Here is a 24,383-nt window from a genome sequence, read left to right as displayed (position 1 = left end):
CGTATATATGACAGCAAACCTGTCCCTACTATCGTTGAATGACACCTTGCAATACTGGAGGAGACCATATATGAACTATGGATAATAAATCTATCTCAAGCAGCTATTTTCAGCGCTAACTGCGTTGAATTTACTTGCAATAGGCCAGCTATTGACGCGTAAATTCGCCTTGTTTTCACTAAAAATATCTGGCTAGAGAAAATAAATTTAAATATCACCATGATTCAATACGTTAATAAATCTCTTAACCAGAGTTCAGGTTAAATAAGCTTTAGCTCATCAAGCGCTCATGCATCCACTGCTCGTTACTGAGTATGTTTTTATAAAGTGCGAGTTGGTTTTGTGCTCGCTCTAAATTATGATCTGCATGAGCCACTTTAAAATAAACATCGTTATTTAAGTAATCAGTCAAAAAGCGCACACTGAGCATGAGCGGCATTATTTTAGCGCCTAATAATAAGCTTTCTCGCTCTAGTGTACTCATGCTACTTTTTAATGGTGCTACATAGCCTTTAACAATGGCTGAAAATATATCTTTTCGAATAACAACGTTGTGTAAGTTTGTTGAATCCTCAGCTTCGGGGGAGCAAAATGTACGTACCATGTCACCAAAATCATAAAGCCAAAACCCAGCCATACAGGTATCTAAATCAATAACCGCTTTTGCTTTATGGGTTGTACTACAAAACAACATATTATTTATTTTTGTATCGTTATGGCAAACCCTAAGCGGTATGTGCTGGGTAATGTTATTAAGTTCGGTAATTAAATGCTGCTGCGATAAGCAATATTTTATTTCGTCAGCGCAGTGCTTTACTCTATTAATTATATTGTTAGTGATTGCGGAATTTAGTTGCTCAAAGCGCATAGCTAAGTTATGAAAATCAGGAATGACAGTATGCAGTTGTTGTGCATCAAAATCTTGTAAAGCATTAGCAAATACGCCAAAAGCGTAAGCTGCTTGCTCACTCTGTTGCGCATTTTTAATAACGTCTTCGCTGTAGCTGTTACTTATATAATTTAGTACACGATAGTGTTCGTTATCTATTTCTATTAAGTATTCGCGGTTGTACGTGGCTATATGCTTGATTACTTCAAGAGGATAATTGTTTTGTAGTTGTTTAGTATTTAAATGCTGCTCAATTAGTTGTGCATTACTAACTAGCTGAGCAGGGTGTTTAAATACTTCGGTATTAAGTTTTTGCACAATGAACTGCTCATCAGTATTTTTAAGTAGCCATGTGCTATTTATATGGCCGCTACCAATCACACTAAGTTGAGTAAACTCAGGATTTAAAGCGAGTAGCTCACTTAATTTATACTGTACAGACGTGTGCATTGTGACTCACTTAATTATGCGTATCGGGCAACTATCTTTTCGATAATTTCAGCATTCGCTTCAGGAAAGTCATAATTTTCTAATTCACTAATGGCTACCCATTCACTAGGTTGCCCTTCAGCGCCATGTGCTTCGCCGCTAAAGTTACTAACTACATGTACGTCTAGCTTAACGCATTTATCGCCGTAGTCATGTTCAATAACCATAAGTTGACTAGAGCTGTGAATTGTTAGTCCAACTTCTTCAATAAGCTCGCGCTTAAGCGCAACAAAAACACTCTCGCCTGCTTCTACTTTACCACCAGGAAATTCCCATAAACCGCCTTGATGTTGTTCAGCTGCGCGTTTACAAATGAATATAGCGTTATTTTTCTTAATAACACCAACAGCTACATGTACAATTTCTATAGTCATTACTTTAAAACTCCATAAAAAAAAGCGACGCTAGCGCCGCTTTTTAATAAGCTAATAACGATATTGGGCTATTTTAATTTACCGCAACATTGTTTGAATTTTTGACCTGATTTACAAGGACAAGGGTCATTACGACCAACTTTTGGTTCTGTACGAGCCATTACAGTAGCTGTCTCTGGCTCTGGCGCTTCGCCACCTACTTGCTCAGCTTCTTCATGTTGGTATTCGCGAGGAGCATTTTCACTTTTACGGTGTTGCTCTTCTACTTTTTCAACATCTTCTTCTGCGCGTACTTGTACTTTACTTAGGATGCTTACAACATCTACTTTTAAGTTTTCAAGCATTTCAGAGAACAGTTCAAACGATTCACGCTTGTACTCTTGCTTAGGATTCTTTTGCGCGTAACCACGTAAATGAATGCCTTGGCGTAAGTGATCCATCGCAGCAAGGTGATCTTTCCAATGCTGATCAAGACTTTGTAGCATAATCGCTTTTTCGAATTGACGTAAAACAGAATCGCCAACTTGCTCTTCTTTTTGCTTGTATGACTGCTCAACAGCTTCTTCGATACGCTCACGAAGTTTTTCTTCGTACAGCTTATTGTCATCAGCTAACCACTGAGTAATTGGTAGTTCAATTAAGAAGTCTTGTTTTAAACGCTCTTCAAGTCCTGGAATATCCCACATCTCAGCAAGGCTTTGCGGTGCAATGTACTGGTCAATAACACTAGCAAGAACATCACCACGAATTGCAGTAATAGTTTCTGAAATATCGCCTTCTTCAAGTAGCTCGTTGCGTTGAGAGTAAACAACACGACGTTGATCGTTTGCTACATCATCGTACTCAAGCAATTGCTTACGAACATCAAAGTTACGTGCTTCTACTTTACGCTGTGCATTTTCAATCGCACGGTTTACCCATGGATGTTCAATTGCTTCACCGCGTTGCATACCTAGTTTACGCATCATATTAGTCATGCGTTCACCAGCGAAGATACGCATTAGTGCATCGTCCATCGATAGGTAGAAACGACTAGAACCGGCGTCACCTTGACGACCAGAACGACCACGTAATTGGTTATCTATACGACGAGATTCGTGACGTTCAGTACCAATGATATGTAAACCGCCAGCATCAATTACCGCATCATGGCGAATTTTCCAAGCAGCTTTAATTTCAGCAATTTGCTCAGCAGTTGGGTTTTCAAGTTTTTCAACTTCACTGTTCCAGTTACCACCTAACACGATATCGGTACCACGACCGGCCATGTTGGTTGCAATTGTTACCGTACCTGGTAGGCCAGCATCTGAAACGATATCAGCTTCTTGCGCATGAAATTTGGCATTAAGCACGTTGTGCTTAATTTTTTCTTTGCGTAAATACTGTGATAAATACTCAGAGCTTTCGATTGAAATAGTACCTACAAGCACGGGTTGTCCGCGGTCCTGACAGTCTTTAATATCAATTAAAATAGCTTCGTATTTTTCTTCTTGCGTTAGGTAAACTAAGTCGGCGCGATCATCACGAACCATCGGCTTATTAGTTGGCATAACAACCGTATCTAGGCCGTAGATAGATTGAAACTCAAAAGCTTCAGTATCGGCAGTACCTGTCATACCAGCTAGCGTTTCGTATAAACGGAAGTAGTTTTGGAATGTAATAGACGCTAATGTTTGGTTTTCGTTTTGAATATTTACACCTTCTTTAGCTTCAACAGCTTGGTGTAAACCTTCTGACCAACGACGACCTTCCATTGAACGACCAGTATGCTCATCGATAATGATTACTTCGTTTTCTTTTACAACGTAATCAACATCTTTTTGGTATAGCTTGTGAGCACGAAGAGCAGCATAAACATGGCTTAGTAGCGTAATGCTAGCTGCTGAATAAAGCGAATCGCCTTCTTCAATTAAGCCGCGCTCAGTAAGTAGCTCTTCTACTTTAATTTGACCACGTTCTGTTAAATGAACTTGCTTAGACTTTTCATCAATAGTGTAATCGCCGTCGCCTTCAATACCTTCTTCGTCTTCTTTTTCTTGAAGCTCAAGTAAAGGAACGATGGTGTTTATTTCAGTGTATAGCTCAGAGCTATCCTCAGCTGGGCCTGAAATAATAAGCGGAGTACGCGCTTCATCAATTAAGATTGAATCCACTTCATCGACTACAGCATAAAATAATGGACGTTGTACACGCTCATCAATGCTAAAGGCCATGTTGTCACGAAGGTAGTCAAAACCAAATTCGTTATTAGTACCGTATGTAATGTCAGCAGTATAAGCTAGCTTCTTCTGCTGTGGCATCATACCAGGTACGTTACAGCCTACAGTAAGGCCTAAAAATTCAAATAACGCACGGTTGGTTTCAGCATCACGCTTAGCAAGGTAGTCATTCACGGTAATTACGTGGACGCCTTTACCTGTTAAGCCGTTTAAGTAAGCGGGTAGGGTAGCTGTTAGTGTTTTACCTTCACCGGTACGCATTTCTGCAATGCGACCTTGATGTAAAACCATACCACCTAATAACTGCACGTCGAAATGACGCATGCCATTTACACGCTTTGACGCTTCACGTACCACAGCAAAAGCTTCAGGTAGAATGTCGTCAAGGCTTTGTCCGTTATCGTAACGTTCTCTAAACTCAGCTGTTTTAGCTCTTAAATCTTCATCAGAAAGCGCTTCAAGTTGCGTTTCTAGCGCATTGATTAGCGCGACCGTCTTTCTTAAGTTTTTAATAGTGCGGTCATTGCGACTACCAAAAAGCTTGGTAAATAAATTAGATATCATGATAAAACCGTTACAATGTATTCTTTGTCAGCCGAGTATCGGCCAACCCATTTTTAACAATTGGTAATTAATATATGCTTTTCAGTAACACTTAGAACATATTAATTAGCAATTTTGTATTAAACCGTTCAAAAAGAACTGTTTATTACGTGCGCTACTATACCAGACTCTGCCAAACAACAAACTATCTCAATAAAAAGATCTGTGTATAAAATCGAAAAATTTGATCTGGTTCGTAAAAATAACTTTGTATTACTCAATTACAGTAAAAATAGCAGCGAACTGTAAAGATATGGTGCTAAATAAATTAAAAACAAGGGTTATAGTTGTGCTTAAGTTTTGCACTTAAACACAGCTATAAAATGAGTGTTTTTTATAATTTAAATTGATTAACCGTTTTGTTAAGCGCCGCCGCTAAATCACTTAAATCACGAGCTTCGTCAGCAAGCGTATGCGCATGGTCAGCAGTGCTGTTCACTAGGTTATTAATTGCCGAAAGGCTCGTATTAATATCTTCAGCAACAACTGTTTGCTCTTCAGTTGAGGTGGCTATTTGATGACTTTGGTCTTGTACTTTAGTAACCGACTGCGCAATGTTGTGCAAAGAGCTAAGTACTTCTTTAGTTTGAAGCACTGAACCCTCGGTTTGGTCTTGCCCTTGTTGCATCATCACTGAGGCTTGCTGTGCTATTTGCTGCAAGCGCGAAATCATATTGCGAATATCGTCTGTTGATTCTTGTGTGCGACTTGCTAGTGAGCGTACTTCATCCGCAACAACGGCAAAGCCTCGACCGTGTTCGCCAGCTCGTGCTGCTTCAATAGCGGCATTAAGTGCAAGTAAATTGGTTTGATCGGCAATTGAGTTAATTACATCGACTAATGCACCAATGTTATTGCTTTCCTGTTCAAGGCCTGCAACCACTTTAGATGCTTCACCAATATGTAGCGCAAGTTCAGTCATTACTTTTTGTGCTTGTGTAGAGCGGCTAGCTCCTTCAGCAGTGATTGCTTGTACTTCTTCAGCTGCGTTATTTGTATGTTGTGCATTACGTGATATTTCAAGCACGGTAGTTGCCATTTCAGTCACTGCTGCACTTACACTATCAACTTGTTGCTTTTCTTGCTGAATTTCAGAATTAGTTTGTTCAGAAACACGTCTTAGTTGAGCTGCTGCGTTGCTTAGTTGCTCTGCTTGGGCTGCGGTTTCGAGCATCATGGCGCGTAACTTATCAATAAACGTATTCATGTGATTGGCCAGTTGGCCGACTTCATCTTGGCTATCAATATCAATTTTTTGAGTAAGATCGCCTTCGCCCGACGCTATATCACGCATAATGTGTGTAAGCGTTGTAATGGGTTTTGAAATCATATGGGTAGCCCATAAAATCATGGCTAATATAATAATTAAGATAATAATTACTGCAGTTGTTGTTGCGGTTACTGCTGCATTTACGGGCGCTTCAATCATACTAGTTGGAATAAGTAAGCCTACATACCAATCTATATAAGGCTGCTCTAACTGCAGACGATGGTAAACCACATAAAACTGCTCGCCTTTAAAAGTAACCATTTGGCTGCCTTTAAGGTTATTTCGCATTTGTGTGTTTAACTCTTTAAAGCCTGCGGTATCTGTAAATTGTTGTTCAAGCGCATCGAGCCCTTCTTTACCGTTTGCACCTTCATCTGTAATTGAAAGCTTATGGCCAGTAGCTTTTGAAAAGTGCACCACTTTTTGATTACCATCTAGTAAAAAGCCATAACCTTGTCCGTTAAAGCGAATATTTTCGACCATGTCGTTAATTTTGTTTAATTGTAAATCAACACCACCCATGCCAATGAGTTTACGCTGTGCGTTATAAACAGGTTGTTGTACTACAGCTGATGCTACGCCTGTGGTTAAGTCAACCGAAATAGGCCCTACATAAAGCTTATTAACTTGCATGGCTTCTTGCCACCAACCACGCTTGTAGGCGTAATAAGGCTGGCCGTTATAATGACTTGTGCGCTCATTTTCTTTAAAGTATTCACCAGTGGTTGCTGAAGCAAAAAAGGCAGATAGGATATTTTCATCGTTTGAGCTTAAACGCACAAAATCTTGGTTTACTTCGTTGTAACCAGGCGCACTTTCAAGTGTTTGATCGCGAGTATCCCAATTTTCAAAAAAGTTGATTAAATGCGGGTTATTAACAAAGGTTGATACCATTTTACCGTACATTGCAAAGTAGCTTTGCATTGAAAGTTGCTCGGTCTGTAGATAACTTTGCGCTTCGTTCTCTATATTTTCTCGGGAGAGATTGGCAATATGTTTAACAAAAAATGTTGATGCGATAATTAGTAAAACGGTAATTGTTCCACCAATCAATAATAATATTTTCTTCCGTAATGATAAATTATTTAGCATGAGTGCACGTATTTTTATTATTTATGAAATTATATCTAATCATATATTACTGAAAATCTCTATAAAGTTAGATAAAAAGCACTAATTATGCGTTTAAAATGAAGGGTTATGCAAAAAATGGAAATTAAAGCTAATAAATTAGTAGTATTAGGTGCAGGTTGGTTAGGGCATGCTTTATGCGTAAGTGCACAAAAAGTGGCTTGGCAAGTACAAGGTACACATAGAACGGATGTACATGAGTTCAACTTTGAACGTCAATTTGCACTTGAAAATGGACAATTAGTGCATCAAGTTGATTTACAAGATGCTTATTGGGTTTGTGCTATTCCACCACGCAGCAGGTACAGTGAAAGTAACTATCCTGAAACACTCACAGCAGCGCTTACGCTTTCAAAGAAGCTAAACGCAAAAGGCTTTTTATTGTGCTCATCTACTGGGGTGTACGATCAAGAACCTGGTGTATACAGCGAAAGCAGTGAAATTTCGTGTACTAACGAGCGACAAATAAAGCTTTATGAAGCAGAAGAGCAGGTACTTGAACAAGATGGAAAAGTACTGCGCTTAGCTGGGTTATTAGGTCCAAATAGAGAACCAGGTCGTTTTGTTGCGGGAAAAGAGCTCAATACATCAAGTGAGCAAGTGGTAAATATGGTGCATCAACAAGATGTAATTAATGCCATTTTTGCGGTTATTGAACACTGGAATACAGGGCAAAGTATTTATAATGTAGTTAACCCTGCGCACCCAACAAAAGCTGAATATTACGCGCTAAAGTGTGCAGAACATGGTGGTGATTTACCACGCTTTACCAGTAATGATAAAGCTGAGCGCAAAGTTATTGGCTCAGCTATTGAGGCGTTAGGTTTTACTTACCAGTATGGTATTTAATATGCTGAAGGTAGGGGACTGCACTTAATAAAGTCGCATAACTTACCCTCACTTAGTAATGTATTGGCAGCTTCTATATCAGGTGCAAAGTAGCGGTCTTTATCGTAATAACTAACATGTTCGCGTAATAATGCTTTGGCGCTTTGCACTTTATTTGATGGTTCAAGCGGCTTTCTAAATTCTAGCCCTTGAACCGACGCTAACCATTCAATAGCTAAAACACCTTGGGTATTATTGGCCATTTCACCCAAGCGCCTTGCTGCAAAGGTTGCCATAGAGACATGATCTTCTTGATTTGCCGATGTTGGCAAGCTATCGACTGACGCGGGGTGTGCTAATGATTTGTTTTCTGAAGCAAGCGCAGCAGCGGTAACTTGAGCAATCATAAACCCTGAGTTTACGCCGCCGTTTTCAACTAAAAATGGCGGTAGTTTAGACAGGTTTGAATCGATAAGTAATGCAATTCGCCTCTCTGCTAATGCACCAATTTCGGCAATAGCAATAGCGAGGTTGTCAGCTGCCATTGCCACTGGCTCTGCATGAAAATTTCCGCCCGATATAATATCGCCTACATCAGCAAACACTAGTGGATTATCGGTTACGCCGTTTGACTCGCATAACAATACTTCTGCGGCTTGGCGTATTTGCGTAAGGCAAGCACCTAATACTTGAGGTTGGCAGCGCAAGCAGTAAGGGTCTTGTACTTTTTCGCAATTAACATGGGAGTCACTAATTTGGGAGTGCGTATCGAGCAGCTCTCTAAACACTTGCGCGGTGTCTATTTGTCCGCGCTGACCACGAATTTCATGAATGCGCGCATCAAACGGAGCACGACTGCCCATTGCGGCTTCTATGCTTATAGAGCCAATAACACAGCTTTGTGTATATAAATCTTCCGCTCTAAACAGGCCTTGTAGTGCAAACGCCGTAGACGCTTGTGTGCCGTTTAATAAAGCTAAGCCTTCTTTTGCTGCAAGGGTAAGGGGCTCAAGCCCTGCTATTTTTAGCCCTTGTGCTGCGCTAATTATTTTTCCTTTATGTCGCATTTGGCCTTCAGCTAATAAAGGTAGACACATATGTGCAAGGGGGGCTAAATCGCCCGATGCTCCCACAGAGCCCTTTTTAGGCACGCATGGATATACTTCGCTACTAAGCAGCTGCATAAAAAATTGGATTACTTGCAGGCGAATACCCGAGTAGCCGCGCGAAAGCGAGTTTGCTTTTAAGGTGATCATTAACCTTACTGTGCTGTCATCCATGTATTCGCCAATGCCTGCAGCGTGTGAAAGAACAATGGAGCGCTGTAATAATTCAAGTTCGTCGTCGGCTATTTTGGTATTAGCTAATAACCCAAAGCCGGTATTAATTCCGTATACGGTACGATGCTCGTTTATTACATTTTGAACGGTTTGTGCGCTTGCTGCTATTTGTGACTCGGCATGCTTTACAAGGCTTAATTTTACCGGCGAATTATTAATTTTTCTCAGTGTGTTTAAATCAAGTGAGCCAGGTGTGAGAGTAAGTTCGAACATGATCATTCCTCGTTTAGCATTGGTAGGTCTAAATTTTGCTCTTTAGCGCAGTTTTTTGCTGTGTCGTAGCCTGCATCAGCATGGCGCATTACGCCCGTTGCGGGGTCGTTCCACAATACGCGAGCAATACGCTCTTTAGCTTCATCTGTTCCGTCTGCAACAATAACCACACCAGAGTGTTGGCTAAAGCCCATACCTACACCGCCGCCATGATGAAGTGACACCCAAGTAGCGCCACTTGCCGTGTTAAGGAGTGCATTGAGTAATGGCCAATCAGATACCGCATCAGAGCCATCTTTCATGCTTTCGGTTTCACGGTTAGGGCTGGCAACGGAGCCAGAGTCGAGGTGGTCACGACCAATAACGATAGGAGCTTTAAGTTCGCCATTTTTAACCATTTCGTTAAAGGCCAGTGCAAGGCGTGCTCTATCTTTTAAACCTACCCAACAAATACGTGCTGGCAGGCCTTGAAATTGAATACGTTCACGCGCCATATCAAGCCAATTATGTAAATGTGCGTCATCAGGAATGAGCTCTTTTACTTTAGCATCGGTTTTATAAATATCTTCAGGATCGCCCGATAAAGCTACCCATCTAAATGGGCCAATACCTTCACAAAATAAAGGACGAATATAGGCGGGTACAAACCCAGGAAAATCAAACGCGTTGGTAACGCCTTCGTCAAACGCTATTTGGCGAATATTATTGCCATAGTCTGTTGTTGCTGCACCCGCTTTTTGCAGCGCCAACATCGCTTTAACTTGAACTGCCATTGATTGTTTAGCCGCTTTTACTACAGCTGTTGGATCTTGCTCACGCATTTTTGCTGCGTGATCCATGGTCCAACCTTGTGGTAAGTAACCATTGAGAGGATCGTGAGCTGATGTTTGATCTGTAACTACATCTGGGGTAATACCTGTTTTAACTAGCGTGCTAAATACATCGGCAGCGTTACCAAGTAAACCCACTGATAGGGCCTCACCTTTAACACATGCATCGGTTATTAATTGCAGTGCATGTTCAAGGCTCGTTGCTTTTACATCAACGTAACCTGTTTTTATACGAAAATCGATTCGGCTTTCATCACATTCAACAACAAGTGCACTAAATCCTGCCATTGTAGCTGCAAGCGGTTGTGCGCCGCCCATACCACCAAGGCCACCCGTTAATACCCATTTGCCTTTAGCACTGCCCGAAAAGTGCTGTTTTGCCATAGCTATAAAGGTTTCGTAGGTACCTTGTACAATGCCTTGCGAGCCAATATAAATCCAAGAGCCTGCCGTCATTTGGCCGTACATCATCAAGCCTTTTTTATCTAGCTCGTTAAAATGTTCCCAATTTGCCCAGTGTGGAACTAGGTTTGAGTTGGCAATAAGTACACGCGGTGCATTACTGTGAGTTTTAAATACACCTACTGGCTTTCCTGATTGTACAAGTAGGGTTTCGTCATTTTCGAGTCTGTCGAGGGTTTCTATAATTTTGTCATAACTTGGCCAATCACGGGCTGCTCGGCCAATACCACCATATACAACAAGTGCGTGAGGATGCTCTGCAACTTCAGGGTCTAAGTTATTCATTAGCATGCGCTTGGCAGCTTCAGTCTGCCAGCTTTTAGCACTTATTTTATCGCCGTGAGGTGCACGTATTACGCGACTTGTGTCGAGTCGGTTGTTCATGTTTTGCTCCTGTTGTATATACAAGGTAATTTATTATAAAAAAAGCGCAGTAAGCGCTATTGTTTGTTATTTTTTAAATGTTAAATGGCCGCCTAAGCGATATTTACTGCCTGGAGATACAAGGCGTGCAAAGCTTACAATGCCATTAACAGACCATGTGCGTCGAATAACTTGTAAGCATGGCTCTTCGTTATATAAATTAAGCCATTGGCACATCTCGCTGTTTGGCATGATGGCCTCTACGGTATGTCTTGCTTGGGTAAGCGGTGCCACACTTGATAGGTATTCATGAGGTGTAAGGGAACTAAAATCTTGTTGTAAGTAACCGGCGGCAAGTGCAGGGTTCACAAAACGCTCTTCTAGCTGCAAAGGACTGTCGTTTTCGCTATGCACCAGTACACTTCTATACACAACACTGTCAATTTCAACACCAAGCGCAATAGCAATAGGCGCTACTGCATTTATTGATTCAAGTATGAGTACGCTACAAGTGTAGTTTCCGTTACGTTCTTTTACTTCATCAGCTATATTTTTAATTTCGAGTAATGATGACTGTGATTTAAATGTAGCTACAAATGTACCTAGCCCTTGGCTGCGCGTTAAAATACCAGCCTCAGTTAATTCACTGAGCGCACGACGGGCTGTCATCCTACTTACACTAAATTGGCTACTTAGCTCGTTTTCAGAAGGAACACGTTGGTTTTCTTGCCATGTACCACTGCGAATCTTATCAACAATGAATTGTTTTATTTGCGCAAATTTGGGGGTTGTCATTAAATTAACGGCTAAATATAAAAATAAACGATATAAATAAGATGACATAATTACCTTGTATATACAAGCTGTGTTGTTAGACTATATTTCAATCACTACACGGCGCAAAAGGGCTGCACATGCAAAGTAATATACAAAGTTATGAGTTAGAAGAAATCGATTTACTTTTAACCGACGCCAACATTGCCACTATGGATAGCAATATAAATGCGCCTTATGGTGCGATCGAAAATGCCGCTATAGCAATCAAAAATGGCAAAGTTGCGTGGATTGGAGAGCAATCAACATTGCCAAGCTTTGATGTGTTTGCAACGCCGACATTAAGTGTAAAAGGACAATGGTTAACACCAGGTCTAATAGATTGTCATACGCACTTAGTATTTGCAGGCTCAAGATCTCAAGAGTTTGAGCTGCGCTTGCAGGGTGTAAGTTATGAGGATATAGCAGCACAAGGCGGTGGAATAGCCAGTACAGTTAAAGCGACGAGAGCAGCCGACCGTGAACAATTGTTTGTTGATGCAAAAGATCGCTTAAATACGTTATTAAAAGAAGGTGTAACCACAGTAGAAATAAAGTCGGGCTATGGGCTAGATACTGAAAATGAAGTGAAAATATTAGAAGTTGCTCGTTTATTAGGTGAACACCATCCTATTGATATCAAAACGACATTTTTAGGTGCTCATGCATTGCCGGCTGAATACAAAGACCGTGCTGATGAATATATTGATTTAGTGTGTACAGACATGCTTGATTGCGTTGTCGCTAATAACCTAGCTGATGCAGTCGATGTATTTTGTGAAAATGTAGGCTTTAGTTATTCGCAAACCAAACGTGTTTTTGAAGCCGCTGCAAAACATAATCTACCGGTAAAGTGTCATGCTGAGCAGTTATCTAATCAACATGGTGCTGAGCTGGTGGCGCAGTTTAATGGTTTATCGGCTGACCACATTGAGTATCTTGATGAGGACGGTGTAAAAGCGATGGCACAAGCAGGTACTGTTGCAGTGTTATTACCCGGTGCGTTTTACTTTTTACGAGAAACAAAGTTCCCACCTATTGAGCTACTTAATCAGTATAAAGTACCTATAGCTATCGCGAGTGACTTTAATCCTGGTACTTCACCGCTGTGCTCAGTGCACTTGATGATGAACATGGCGTGCACATTATTTAGATTAACGCCTGAACAAGCATTAGCAGGTGTTACCGTTAATGCAGCTAAAGCTCTAGGGCTAGAAGATCGTGGTGTTTTAAAGCTCGGTGCAAGAGCCGATATTGCACATTGGCAAATAAGTCATCCATCACAATTAAGTTACCAATTTGGCGTAAATAAACTGTTAAATTTATGGATTTTGGGTAGAATTAATTAGTTTGTATTATTTTTATCCATATATAACCTATTTTTAACTTTTTTAGCGAATACGGATGCCGTTAATTTGAACATAATAACCGACAGTAATTTCCCAATATTTTTTAGTGGTGCACTATTAATGGCAATGATTGCCACTTTATTTGCCGTTAAAAATGCCAGTATTAAATTTAGTTATTTATGCACTGCAGCTGTTGGTTTAGCTATTTTAAGTAGCGGCGCAGCTTGGCTGGCCATTTTACTTGCCTTTGGATTTTGTTTTCATTTATGGCAAGCATTTGAGCGCAATAATTGGAGTATGATAATTACTAGCTCTACGGCTGGGCTTTTATTTGTTGTGTTATTTTCAGCTCATTTATTATTAGAAGTTCCGTTATTTTGGGTTGTGTTAGCAATACTGTTATTGGCCATTGTAGGTTTTTTAAATGATGAAAGCGCCGATGCACAAGTTGTTATAGAGGCAGAACCTGCAGATGACGCATTTATTGAAGAATCTCCGCTTTCGGTTTTTGCAGATAGAAAACAGTTACGCCAAGGTTACTACGCATGGTGCAATAACAAACAAGTAAGCGCCGCATTAGTCGTTATTCGTCTTGAAGGATTTGAGCAAGTTAACCAGCATATTGGACGCGACTTTGGCGATATACTTTTAGCGCAATCGGCTAACAGAATAAAAGAGCTACTTTCAAGTGACGAAATAGTAACTTTAGTAGGGCAAGAAAAGCTAGCCCACTTAGGGGGACTCAACTTTGCATTTATTTGTAGCTTTGCAAATCAAAAGCACTTACATGAGCTGGTTATAGATCAAATACTTAGCGCGACACTTAAGCCGTTTAATGTTGCTAATTGCACTGTAGAGGTTAAGGCTAGGGCGAGTTATGTTGATTGTAATGAGCAAGATAATAACTTTGATAATTTAATATCGTACGCATACTTAGCACTCGATAGCCATCCAGATCGTAGAGTTGTGCCTTACCATCAACAGATGATGATTGAACTGCGAGAGCAACAAGCACGCTTAAAAGAGCTTGCTAACATTGATTTTGCTAGCGAATTAGAGCTTTATTTTCAACCTATTATCTGTAATGAAAGCGGTCAAATTGAGTTTTTAGAATTACTTCTGCGTTGGCAACATCCTAAACAAGGGATTTTATCGGCTAATCGTTTTATTGATGATATTAGAATTGCAGGGCTTGGTTATCCGCTTGCTAAATTTGTAATAGAGCGAGCCGCTGAGCTTGCAATGGCGCTTAGAGTAGAAGGTATTTCTATACCGCTTAGCATTAACGTATTTGGCCCTGAAATGCTAAATGAAGAGTTTGTAGAATTTGTAGATGTTGTTATAAGCGAGCACCATTTAGAAGCAGGCGACTTAATTGTTGAATGTCCTTTGCATATTTTTGCTGGTTTAGATGACAAAGGCAGAGGTATGATCGCAAGGCTTAATAATATTGGCTTGAAAGTGTGTGTTGATGGACTGGGCGATAATCCTGTATTGCTCTCTAAACTGCCTAGTTTAGCGGTTGAATATATTAAGGTTTCACCTTCACTTACGGCTGATTTTAGTAATCAAAATAATATACGTAGTTTAGTTGGCGGAATGGTCGAAATGCATAACCAACAAAAAACAAAAGTGATTTTTGAAGGGGTAGAAACGCTTGAGCAACTTAAGTTTGTAAAAAGCTTAAAAGGTTATGCAGCCCAGGGTTATTACTTTGGTCACCCGCTAAGTAGCATTGGTTTGATGAGCTGGCTAAAAGAGTGGCGACAAGCGCAGCAGCGTTAGGTGTTTTCTTTGGCTTGTAGGTAACTATTTACAAGCGCACTGATTACTTGCCCTACATGCGTAATACCAGTTTCTACTCCATTAGGATGCTGGCTGGGAGCGGCTTCACACAAGTGTAAATACTTAGCGTGGCGGTTACTTGCAGCTAAATGCACAAAGTGCTCGGTGTCGCTTACACTAAATCCACAGCATGTGTACGCACTAACAGGCATGTAAGTAATACTATCTAAGTCAACTTCAATACCCAGTGGTAAATCGTTAAAATTATTCAGTGCGTTTTCAATTGCCTGCGTAAGCGTTACTTTTCGCTTAACGTGTATTGATTGATAGCTATCAAACTTAAAGTCAGCGTCTTTCATTGCATCTATAATTGCTTGATTGTTTTTTAATTCATGCAAGCCAATAACATGGTAATTACTTAGATGTTGCTCGTTATATGCGTAGCGAAACCCATTACCACTATGGCGCCCTTCACATTCTCTAAAGTCTGCATGGGGGTCAAAGTTAATGGCATTAATAGGCGTGTTTTTTGACTTACTTAGCGCACGAATAATTCCCAAGCAATTATTATGACCCCCGCCAATAACTATTGGCTCAAGGCCTGCTTTAAAAATAAGGCTTAATACTGACTCTACGCGTTCATCAAGTTGTTGGCATAAATCTCGTAGTTGAGTTAACTGCTGGGCTTGTTGATTATCGAGCTGGCTACTTTGGGCCATTAAATCATCAGTATCTACTTCACCCAATAAAAGTACTTTTTGAGTGGCAATAAATTGATTGTGAGGTTGGTTTAAAAAGCGTTTTAAAAAAGCCGACCATGCTTCGTTTGCACCGCCATTCCCTAAGTTTGCCTTGGGGCCAATATCTTCGCAAATACCGAGGAGTACGTAGCGAATACCAAATTGAGCAGCGTCAATGAGTGCTTGTTGCAGGTTTACTTGAGTGTCGAGCAAGGCCATTGCTTGCCATGCTTTTTTCTCATTTGCGCGGGTAGAACAAAGTGCTCTAACCGCGCTTTCATCATATACTTTTAAGTGGGAGGTCACGTTATACTTCTACAACTTCCAACTCTAATTCTTCTGCAGATAAAACAATGCCTGTGCTGTCGGCATAAATAAAGTCGTCATCAAAAAATGATACGCCTGCAAAGTTAACACCTATAGCATCTTCGCCAGCACCTTCGCTGTCGGCTGCAACAGGAATAGAAGCAATTGCTTGAATGCCTAAATCAAGCTCTTCAAGCTCATCAACATGGCGTACTGCGCCATAAACAACAATACCATTCCAGTTGTTTTCAAGGGCTAATTCGGCCAGTTCAATATCGATTAGTGCGCGACGAGTTGAGCCACCACCATCAATAAGAAGTACCAATCCTGTACCATCTTGAGAAAGTAATTCGCGGATCAGTTCATTATTTTCAAAACATTTAACCGTTTTAATGCGGCCACCAAAGCTGTGTCGACCACCAAAGTTGATGAACATTGGTTCTAGCACGTCAACCACGTCAGCAAAGTGGTCGCATAAATCAGAAGTGCTGTAATCCATTATTTTATCCTCAAAAGGTACATTAATTTATAACTCAGTATACCCTCCTTATAAGCAATAACAACGACTTAATCGCAGTAAATTTGGTCAAAACAAGCGTTAGATCATCAATCGCAATAATAGTGTATTAAAAGCGTCACTCAATTGTTATTTACAACACATAAGCTAAATCGGTGTTCATATATTATGCAATAAGGGTAGATGATGGATAATAATATGCTTAAAAAGGTAACTCAGATAGATGAGCAATTATTTTTAACTTTGTTTAATTGCAATTCACCTAGATGGTTTAAAACAATGGCGTTTGGATTATCTAAAAGTGGTGATGGTGGATTGTATGTATTGGTGTGCTTAGCTGTATGGTGGCTTAGTAATAATGAGCAACATCAATTATTGCCAGCAACGATATTAATTGGTTTTGTTATAGAGAGACCTATTTACTTACTGGCCAAAAATAGATTTGCTCGAATTCGTCCATGCGACTGTTTGGTAACAAACGCCTATATAGTTCCCAGTGATAAGTTTAGTTTGCCATCAGGTCACAGTGCAGCTGCTTTTTTAGTCGCTATTATATTAAGCCATTTTTTTCCAGAATATGCATGGCTACTACTTAGTTGGGCAGCCGGTGTGGCTATTTCTCGTGTGGTATTGGGCGTGCACTTTCCTGCAGATATTATTATAGGTTCAACTATTGGTAGTTGTTGTGGCCTATTTGCGTTAGCGATCGTGGTGCCTGCATGAAAATACTGTACGGAGTACAAGGCACTGGTAATGGACATATAACGCGAGCTCGTGTTATGGCAAGTTGTTTTACTAAACTCGGTATTGAGGTTGATTATGTTTTTTCAGGGCGTGCAAATAAAGATTACTTTGATATGCACGAATTTTCAGATTATAAAGCGTTTCGTGGTTTATCGTTTAGTACTGAATGTGGGCAAGTTAAAAATTTAAAAACACTTAAAAATGTACGAGTTTGTAAGCTGGTGAGTGATATAAAATCGCTTGATGTAAAACAGTACGACTTTGTACTTAATGATTTTGAGCCCATTACTGCATGGGCTGCAAAAAAAGCAGACATACCCGTTATTGGCATTAGTCATCAAGCTGCATTTTTGTCAGATAATGTGCCTATGTTTGGTCGTGGTATATTCAGAAAATCGCTCATTAAGCATTACGCACCAGCATCCACTTACTTAGGTGTGCACTGGCAACCATTTGCAAATAACATAATACCGCCTTTTATTGCTCATCATAATCATGAAAACCCTGTTGCAGTAATGAATAAGGTATTGGTGTATTTACCTTTTGAAAACTTAGATAGCGTTGTTGATTATTTAAAAGACTTTCCCGAAAAAGAGTTTTATTGTTATCACCCACATGCCAAAAATCAATCTTTTGGGCATATACATTTGCGAACCCCCTCACGTTCTGATTTTTTAAATGACTTAGCAAATACCAGTGGCGTTATTGGTAATGCAGGGTTTGAGCTTGCCAGTGAAGCGCTAAAGTTAGGTAAAAAGTTACTATTAAAGCCCTTGTATGGGCAGTTTGAGCAAACAGCAAATGCACAAACTTTGTTTGCCATGGGTATGGCGCATGTTATGAACTATTTAAACCCGCAAGCTCTTGATGACTGGAATAGTGCTCCGCAAAATAAGCAAATAAATTACCCAAGCGATCCTGCACCATTAATTAATTGGTTGGTTAAAAAACAATGGAATAATACAGAGTCGTTACACAAAGGCTTATGGAAAAGCGTGAAAAATTAAAGACCTGGCATTATTAATGATTTTTCAGCTTAGTAGGCTCGCTGAAAATTACCAATAAGGTTAAGGAATAAACTTTATTGGTACACTATTTTTGTTTTGTTCGTGCTCAGCCACGCGCGCTAAATACTCATCCCACAATCTATTTTGCTGCTCTTGGAGTTTTGTAAAATACTGCCAACTAAATAATCCGCTGTTATGCGCATCATCAAAATCTAAACGCAGTGCATAGTGCCCAACGGGTACTATGTTTTTAATACTAACTGACTGCTTATTTAAAACCAGTTTCATAGGGCCAGAGCCGTGGCCTTGTACTTCTGCAGAAGGGGAGTGAACGCGTAAAAATTCACAGCTAAAAGTGGCTTGGCTGTCGTCGTCAAAAAAAACGTCTAAGTTTTTACTCACGCTGTGGTAATGCACTTTTGTAACGTGTTTCATTTAATATGTCCCATAAAAAAGCCCCCGTACGGAGGCTTTTAGTATAAAGGGTATCAATTAAAGAATGAAGCGACTTAAGTCTTCATCTTCAACAAGTGCACCTAGATGTTTTTCAACATAAGCGGCGTCAATGACAAGTGACGAACCTGCTTTTTCAGAGGCGTCGTATGAAATTTCTTCCATCAATCTTTCCATCACTGTGTGCAAGCGGCGGGCACCAATGTTTTCGGTCTTCTCGTTAACTTGCCACGCAGCTTTAGCAATACGCTCAATAGCATCATCACTAAACTCAATAGTTACTTGCTCAGTTTTAAGTAGCTCTCGTTGTTGCTCAGTAAGCGATGCATGCGGCTCTGTAAGGATGCGTTTAAAGTCATCTGCAGTTAGTGGCTCAAGTTCTACTCGAATCGGTAAACGACCTTGCAGCTCAGGTATCATGTCTGATGGCTTAGACATTTGGAACGCACCTGAGGCAATAAACAACATGTGGTCAGTTTTAACCATGCCATGTTTAGTATTTACCGTTGAGCCTTCAATTAGCGGTAGTAAATCGCGTTGAACGCCTTCGCGGCTCACATCTGGACCTGAGCTGTCACCGCGTTTACAAATTTTGTCTATTTCATCAATAAACACAATACCGTTTTGTTCTACTGCAAAAATAGCCTGTTCTTTTAGCTCTTCAGGGTTTACTAATTTAGCGGCTTCTTCTTCCGTTAATAGTCTGAAGGCTTCTTTAATTTTTAACTTACGTTTAGTACGTTTATCGCCGCCCATGTTTTGAAACATGCTTTGTAACTGGTTGGTCATATCTTCCATACCAGGAGGGGCCATAATTTCTACGTTTGGTTGAGCCTGTGCTAAGTCTATTTCGATTTCTTTATCGTCTAATTGACCTTCACGTAATTTTTTACGGAATGTTTGGCGAGTAGATGAAGTATCGTCGCGTTGGCTTTCGCCATATTGATCTTTAACAGGTGGTAAAAGTGCATCTAAAATACGCTCTTCTGCTGCTTCCTCGGCGCGATGTTTAAACTTTTTAGTTTGTTGCTCACGTGTCATTTTAATTGAAACATCAACGAGATCACGTATGATCGTATCTACTTCTTTACCAACATAACCAACTTCAGTGAACTTAGTCGCTTCTACTTTAATGAATGGTGCGTTAGCAAGTTTTGCTAAACGGCGGGCAATTTCTGTTTTACCTACACCGGTTGGACCAATCATTAAAATATTTTTTGGTGTTACTTCGCTACGCAAATCTTCATTTAATTGCATGCGGCGCCAGCGATTACGAAGCGCAATAGCGACTGCTTTTTTAGCCTTAGCTTGACCAATAATATGCTGATCTAGTTCGTGAACAATTTCTCTTGGAGTCATATCAGACATAACGGTTCCTATTATAATTCTTCGATTGTTTGGAAGTTATTAGTAAATACGCAGATGTTGCCTGCAATAGTTAAGCTTTTCTCTACTATTTCACGAGCGCTTAAATCTGTATTTTCTAAAAGGGCGGTTGCAGCTGATTGCGCAAAGTTGCCACCACTGCCAATTGCAATTAGGTCGTTTTCTGGCTGAACTACATCACCATTACCGGTAATAATTAAAGAAGCGGTTTCGTCTGCAACAGCGAGTAACGCTTCGAGTTTTCGAAGTGCACGGTCACTTCGCCAATCTTTAGCCATTTCTACTGCGGCTTTAGTTAGGTTACCTTGGTGCATTTCTAATTTGCTTTCAAAACGTTCGAAAAGAGTGAAGGCATCAGCAGTACCGCCGGCAAAACCAGCGATTACTTTGCCATTATAAAGACGTCTAACTTTACGGGCGTTGCCCTTCATTACGGTGTTACCAAGCGAAACTTGGCCATCGCCGCCAATTACAACTTTGTCGCCGCGGCGAACACTTACGATAGTAGTCATGTTATTCCTCATCATCGAGCTGCAGAGGCAACTCGTAAAAAACGATTATGATGAGGTTATATGGGTGAATGGTTTATTTTCAAGTCCAGCCCCAAATTCCGCAGCCGACTATTTTTACACGTTTAAGTTTGTTTTTATCGCTTTCGGCCTGGCGTTTGGTTTTATAAGGGCCTAAACGTACTTTATACCAAGTACCATTGCTGCCTTCAGCCTGTTTTATTTCAGAAATTAGCCCTGCAAATGCGATTTTAGCTTTTAACGATTCAGCTTGTGCATGAGTTCTGAACGAACCGCACTGCATAACATAAGGACCTTTTTGCTCAAGTTCTTTTACTTCAACTTGAATTTCGTGGTTTCTGATTTCTTTAATAAATTCCGGTGTACGTGGAATAACAACTTCTACTTTTGCGGGTGCTGTTGGGTTAGCTTGTTTTTCGACAAGTTTTGGATCGGCATTACTTTTTATAAACCATAATGTGTAGGCAAAACCACCTACGAGTAAGATGGCTATAACGGCTAAAAGAATAGGAAATGGTTTTTTAGCGGGTACGTTTTTTTTACTGTTTCTGCCTGCAGGCTTTTTATTAATATAATCGTGCTGTGCCATGGTGTTATTTTGGCCTTAACCTAAATCATGTCTATAGGGTCTACGTCTAAGCTCCAGCGTACTTTTTGTGCAAGTTTACTGGTACTTAAATAATCAACCATTTGCGCAAGGTACTGATGTAATATGCGACGATCTTGCGCTTGAATATGCAATTGAAAACGATACATACCTGCGACTCTTTCAAGTGGAGCAGGGATCGGACCAAGCAATTGTATACCAGATACCCCATTCACAGGAACCAAATCCGTCAAAAAATCGACGACTAACTTAATACTATGCCCTTGTGCACGGACAATGGCCATATTTGTAATAGGTGGCAAGTCTGCATCATCGCGCTCACTAAGGGCAAAACGGGCAAAATCTTGGTAACCATTATTAACTAAGTCTTGTAAAAGAGGGTGTTCTGGAAAGTGCGTTTGTAATAACACTTGGCCAGGCTCTCCTGAACGCCCAGCACGACCCGCTACTTGGGTAACTAATTGCGCTAAGTGCTCTGTCGCTCTAAAGTCGCACGAGTATAAGCCGCTATCAACGTCCAAAATTATAACAAGGCTTACATCTGCAAAATGATGGCCTTTGGCAAGCATTTGTGTTCCCACTAAAATACGTGCGCCACCTAGGTTTATTTCATCAAGTGCTTTTTCAAGGCTACCTTTACGACGGGTTGAATCGCGGTCTATGCGAGTAACGGGTGTATCAGGGAATTCGGTTGATAAAAACTCTTCAATTTGCTCCGTGCCTTTACCGTTAGGAAATATTTGCGTACTCCCACAGTCAGGGCATTGGTGAGGGACAGGGTACTGGTCGCCACAGTGATGACAGATCATTTGCCCAATCGCTTTATGAAATGTAGCGCTGGTACTGCATCGTTTACACTCGCTCAACCAACCGCACTCATGGCAAATAAGGGTGGGTGAGAAACCTCGGCGATTTAAAAATACCATAACCTGTTTACCGCGATTTAAGTGCTGACGCATAGTAGCAAGGCTTGCATGTGCAATACCTGCTTGGTCGGGCTGACCTTTCATATCGAGTAACTTAAACTGATTGTCAGTCGCTGTTTGCGCACGCTCGGTTAAACTTAATAGCTGGTATTTGTTATTAATTGCTTTGTGAAGTGTTTCAAGCGCGGGTGTGGCGCTGCCTAATATAAGCGGGATTTTATGCTGAAAAGCTCTGTAAGCGGCTAAATCACGAGCATGGTAACGAAGAGTATCTTGTTGTTTAAATGACGAGTCGTGTTCTTCATCAACAACAATCATACCGAGTTTTAAAAATGGTAGAAAAATACTCGAACGCGTGCCAATAACTATCGCGCAACTGCCTTTTTCGCAAAAACGCCATGTTTGTAAACGTTCGTTGTCGGTAAGTGCTGAGTGCCAAAGCATAATGGGTGTATCAGGAAAGCGGCGACGAAAACGATTCACTGTTTGTGGTGTTAGGCCGATTTCGGGCACGAGTACGAGGGCTTGCTCGCCACGTTTGAGTACTTCTTCTAGGCACTGTAAATACACTTCGGTTTTACCGCTGCCCGTTACGCCTTCTAATAAAAAGCTGCTAAAGCCAGTACTTTGATTGATAGCTGTACAGGCAACCGCTTGTTCTTTATTAAGCACTGGTTTACTACCAACCGTTGGCGCAACACTTTGCCATTGGTTATCGTGTTCAATAGTTTGTGTTATGAGTTCTTTATCTATTAGGCTATCTATTGTTTTTTTACTAAAGCCCAATGCTTTTAACTCAGTTAATGATGACTTACCTGATTGCGATAACTGCTTTAATAGGTTGAGCTGTGTTTTAGCTTTTAATGACGGTACTTTTGCACCTTTTTCTGTCAGAGCAACCATATTAATGCTGGTTTTATCTGGTGATTCACCTTGGCGAAGTACAGCGGGTAGCGCTATATGAATCGTTTCGCCTAAGGGGTAGCAGTAGTAGCGAGCAGTAAAGCTAAGTAAGTCTAAATGTTGGGAACTTAAAATAGGGGTATCGTCGATGACTTCTATAATACTTTTTATTTTATTTTCTGGGACATCAGTACTATTTTTGATACTGAGAATTACGGCTACTTTTTTTTGATTACCAAAAGGTACCAAAACCCGCATGCCAGGTAGTAAAGGGCTTGATAAGCCACTGAGCTGTTCTTCTATTTTATAATCAAAGGTGCGTGGAAGCGGAACTTTAATAGCAACTTCAACAAAACTCATAACAACTCAACCCGTAAAATTAATGCTGTAATGTACTAAAAATAACGCTAAAAACCTACTAGCAATAGTACTTGAGAGCGAGATTGTTCACTTTTTTGGCAAAAACATAAATAAATACTTGTGTAGGGGGAGGTTGTTGGATAAAATCCGCCACCAACAAATTTGTTTTAACGACGTATGGTGCCAAACTCCGGGTTTGGAGAGCGATGCGGCCTTAACTAGAGGTTCCTATGAAAGAAGGTATTCACCCTAAGTACGAAGTAATTTCTGCAACATGTTCATGCGGAAACCAATTCGAAACTAGCTCAACTCTTTGTAAAGACATTCACTTAGACGTATGTTCTGCGTGTCACCCGTTTTACACTGGTAAGCAAAAAGTTTTAGACACTGGCGGACGTGTTGATCGTTTCAACAAACGCTTCGGTGCACTTGCCAGCAAGAAATAATTATTGCTGTTTAGTTAAAAAAAGCACTTTAGGGTGCTTTTTTTGTGCCTAAAATTTGTTATTTATTATTTTATTTCGTTGATTTTAGCTATACCCCCTTTTGCATAACTATTTCCTATTCTTATTCTGAGTATGCATAAACCTTTACAGACAAATCGATAGATATTCTCTATATTTTAAATAGTATAATTTTTAACTAGGTTGATAAAAGTAGCTAACGTGGGCTTATCTGTTTTTAAAGTAGAGTAGTAGGCTGTTATTTTAAGTTTATGCTGATACTTTATACATACATTTTATTAATATTTTAATAAGTATAAAAGCACCTCAACACTTACTTTTTAGGTGAATTTCTATTTATGAAATGTTGATATAATCCTGCAAAGTTACTGAAAAACCTCTTAAAATCAAAGGATATAGCATATAACAGGATAGACCTGATATTGCTTGGAATTTAAAAATAATAAGGGTATCGTATCCCAAGACTCCACCTCTCACTTTAA

At 40.3% G+C, this 24,383-nt stretch carries 20 protein-coding genes; 6 read left to right on the top strand and 14 right to left on the bottom strand.

What is annotated here, in order from left to right:
- Positions 1-271 precede the first annotated feature (271 nt).
- From I6F53_RS00780 to I6F53_RS00765, 4 genes are all read right to left on the bottom strand, one after another.
- On the bottom strand, positions 272-1,339 hold the full coding sequence (locus I6F53_RS00780) for a phosphotransferase enzyme family protein (RefSeq protein ID WP_197181208.1): 1,068 nt from the start codon (positions 1,337-1,339) through the stop codon (positions 272-274).
- Positions 1,340-1,353: 14 nt separating this feature from the next.
- Positions 1,354-1,752, bottom strand: coding sequence for an 8-oxo-dGTP diphosphatase MutT (gene mutT / locus I6F53_RS00775; RefSeq protein WP_166419910.1), 399 nt, complete (start codon positions 1,750-1,752; stop codon positions 1,354-1,356).
- A 68-nt stretch (positions 1,753-1,820) separates the two neighbouring features.
- On the bottom strand, positions 1,821-4,535 hold the full coding sequence (secA, locus tag I6F53_RS00770) for a preprotein translocase subunit SecA (RefSeq protein ID WP_197181209.1): 2,715 nt from the start codon (positions 4,533-4,535) through the stop codon (positions 1,821-1,823).
- Between the two features lie 373 nt (positions 4,536-4,908).
- Entirely contained in the window at positions 4,909-6,936 is a 2,028-nt protein-coding gene (locus tag I6F53_RS00765) for a methyl-accepting chemotaxis protein (RefSeq protein WP_197238201.1), read from the bottom strand.
- A gap of 117 nt (positions 6,937-7,053) precedes the next feature.
- Here I6F53_RS00765 and I6F53_RS00760 point away from each other — a divergent pair, with 117 nt between their 5' ends.
- Positions 7,054-7,824, top strand: a complete 771-nt coding sequence (locus I6F53_RS00760) for an NADP-binding protein (protein ID WP_197238207.1) — start codon at positions 7,054-7,056, stop codon at positions 7,822-7,824.
- On the opposite strand, the gene hutH is transcribed toward I6F53_RS00760, so the two are convergent.
- The 3 genes from hutH to hutC form a co-directional block, all read right to left on the bottom strand.
- Positions 7,821-9,356, bottom strand: coding sequence for a histidine ammonia-lyase (gene hutH / locus I6F53_RS00755; protein ID WP_197181211.1), 1,536 nt, complete (start codon positions 9,354-9,356; stop codon positions 7,821-7,823). The two genes, I6F53_RS00760 and hutH, sit on opposite strands and share 4 nt — an antisense overlap.
- A 2-nt stretch (positions 9,357-9,358) precedes the next feature.
- Positions 9,359-11,032, bottom strand: coding sequence for a urocanate hydratase (gene hutU, locus I6F53_RS00750; protein ID WP_197238200.1), 1,674 nt, complete (start codon positions 11,030-11,032; stop codon positions 9,359-9,361).
- A gap of 66 nt (positions 11,033-11,098) precedes the next feature.
- Positions 11,099-11,806 (bottom strand): histidine utilization repressor, encoded by a 708-nt coding sequence (gene hutC / locus I6F53_RS00745; RefSeq protein WP_197238206.1) that lies wholly within the window; start codon positions 11,804-11,806, stop codon positions 11,099-11,101.
- 119 nt (positions 11,807-11,925) lie between these two features.
- On the opposite strand from hutC, the gene hutI reads away from it, so the two are divergent.
- Positions 11,926-13,173 carry an imidazolonepropionase gene (gene hutI / locus I6F53_RS00740; protein ID WP_197181213.1) on the top strand — a complete coding sequence of 416 codons (1,248 nt, stop codon included), beginning with the start codon at positions 11,926-11,928 and terminating at the stop codon, positions 13,171-13,173.
- A 120-nt stretch (positions 13,174-13,293) separates the two neighbouring features.
- Entirely contained in the window at positions 13,294-14,958 is a 1,665-nt protein-coding gene (locus I6F53_RS00735; RefSeq protein WP_166419944.1) for an EAL domain-containing protein, read from the top strand.
- On the opposite strand, the gene I6F53_RS00730 is transcribed toward I6F53_RS00735, so the two are convergent.
- Both I6F53_RS00730 and rraA read right to left on the bottom strand, forming a co-directional pair.
- On the bottom strand, positions 14,955-16,004 hold the full coding sequence (locus tag I6F53_RS00730) for a formimidoylglutamase (protein ID WP_197181214.1): 1,050 nt from the start codon (positions 16,002-16,004) through the stop codon (positions 14,955-14,957). The two genes, I6F53_RS00735 and I6F53_RS00730, sit on opposite strands and share 4 nt — an antisense overlap.
- Before the next feature lies 1 nt (position 16,005).
- Positions 16,006-16,503, bottom strand: a complete 498-nt coding sequence (gene rraA, locus I6F53_RS00725) for a ribonuclease E activity regulator RraA (protein WP_008169908.1) — start codon at positions 16,501-16,503, stop codon at positions 16,006-16,008.
- A 201-nt stretch (positions 16,504-16,704) separates the two neighbouring features.
- On the opposite strand from rraA, the gene I6F53_RS00720 reads away from it, so the two are divergent.
- Entirely contained in the window at positions 16,705-17,244 is a 540-nt protein-coding gene (locus tag I6F53_RS00720) for a phosphatase PAP2 family protein (RefSeq protein ID WP_197181215.1), read from the top strand.
- Positions 17,241-18,272 (top strand): MJ1255/VC2487 family glycosyltransferase, encoded by a 1,032-nt coding sequence (locus I6F53_RS00715; RefSeq protein WP_197238199.1) that lies wholly within the window; start codon positions 17,241-17,243, stop codon positions 18,270-18,272. The genes I6F53_RS00720 and I6F53_RS00715 overlap by 4 nt, the downstream gene beginning before the upstream one ends.
- A gap of 60 nt (positions 18,273-18,332) precedes the next feature.
- Here the strand turns inward: I6F53_RS00715 and I6F53_RS00710 are convergent, their stop codons facing one another.
- The 5 genes from I6F53_RS00710 to priA all read right to left on the bottom strand — a co-directional run bounded on the left by I6F53_RS00710 (position 18,333) and on the right by priA (position 23,437).
- Positions 18,333-18,707, bottom strand: coding sequence for a gamma-butyrobetaine hydroxylase-like domain-containing protein (locus I6F53_RS00710; RefSeq protein ID WP_197181217.1), 375 nt, complete (start codon positions 18,705-18,707; stop codon positions 18,333-18,335).
- Between the two features lie 57 nt (positions 18,708-18,764).
- The gene (gene hslU, locus I6F53_RS00705; protein ID WP_197238198.1) at positions 18,765-20,093 is read right to left on the bottom strand and encodes an HslU--HslV peptidase ATPase subunit; all 1,329 of its coding nucleotides are present in this window, start codon (positions 20,091-20,093) and stop codon (positions 18,765-18,767) included.
- A gap of 11 nt (positions 20,094-20,104) precedes the next feature.
- Complete coding sequence (hslV, locus tag I6F53_RS00700) at positions 20,105-20,623, bottom strand: ATP-dependent protease subunit HslV (RefSeq protein ID WP_002958366.1); 519 nt, start codon at positions 20,621-20,623, stop codon at positions 20,105-20,107.
- Between the two features lie 79 nt (positions 20,624-20,702).
- Complete coding sequence (locus I6F53_RS00695; RefSeq protein ID WP_197238197.1) at positions 20,703-21,230, bottom strand: SPOR domain-containing protein; 528 nt, start codon at positions 21,228-21,230, stop codon at positions 20,703-20,705.
- 20 nt (positions 21,231-21,250) lie between these two features.
- A complete protein-coding gene (gene priA / locus I6F53_RS00690) occupies positions 21,251-23,437 on the bottom strand; it encodes a primosomal protein N' (RefSeq protein ID WP_197238196.1) in 2,187 nt (728 codons plus the stop codon).
- A 230-nt stretch (positions 23,438-23,667) separates the two neighbouring features.
- On the opposite strand from priA, the gene rpmE reads away from it, so the two are divergent.
- Entirely contained in the window at positions 23,668-23,883 is a 216-nt protein-coding gene (gene rpmE / locus I6F53_RS00685; protein ID WP_076925367.1) for a 50S ribosomal protein L31, read from the top strand.
- Positions 23,884-24,383: the final 500 nt, after the last annotated feature.

This window comes from Pseudoalteromonas sp. SWN29, assembly GCF_015864465.1.
GTDB lineage: Bacteria > Pseudomonadota > Gammaproteobacteria > Enterobacterales > Alteromonadaceae > Pseudoalteromonas.
Note: the sequence above shows the minus strand (reverse complement) of the source record. Positions and strands in the feature narration are given on the sequence as shown.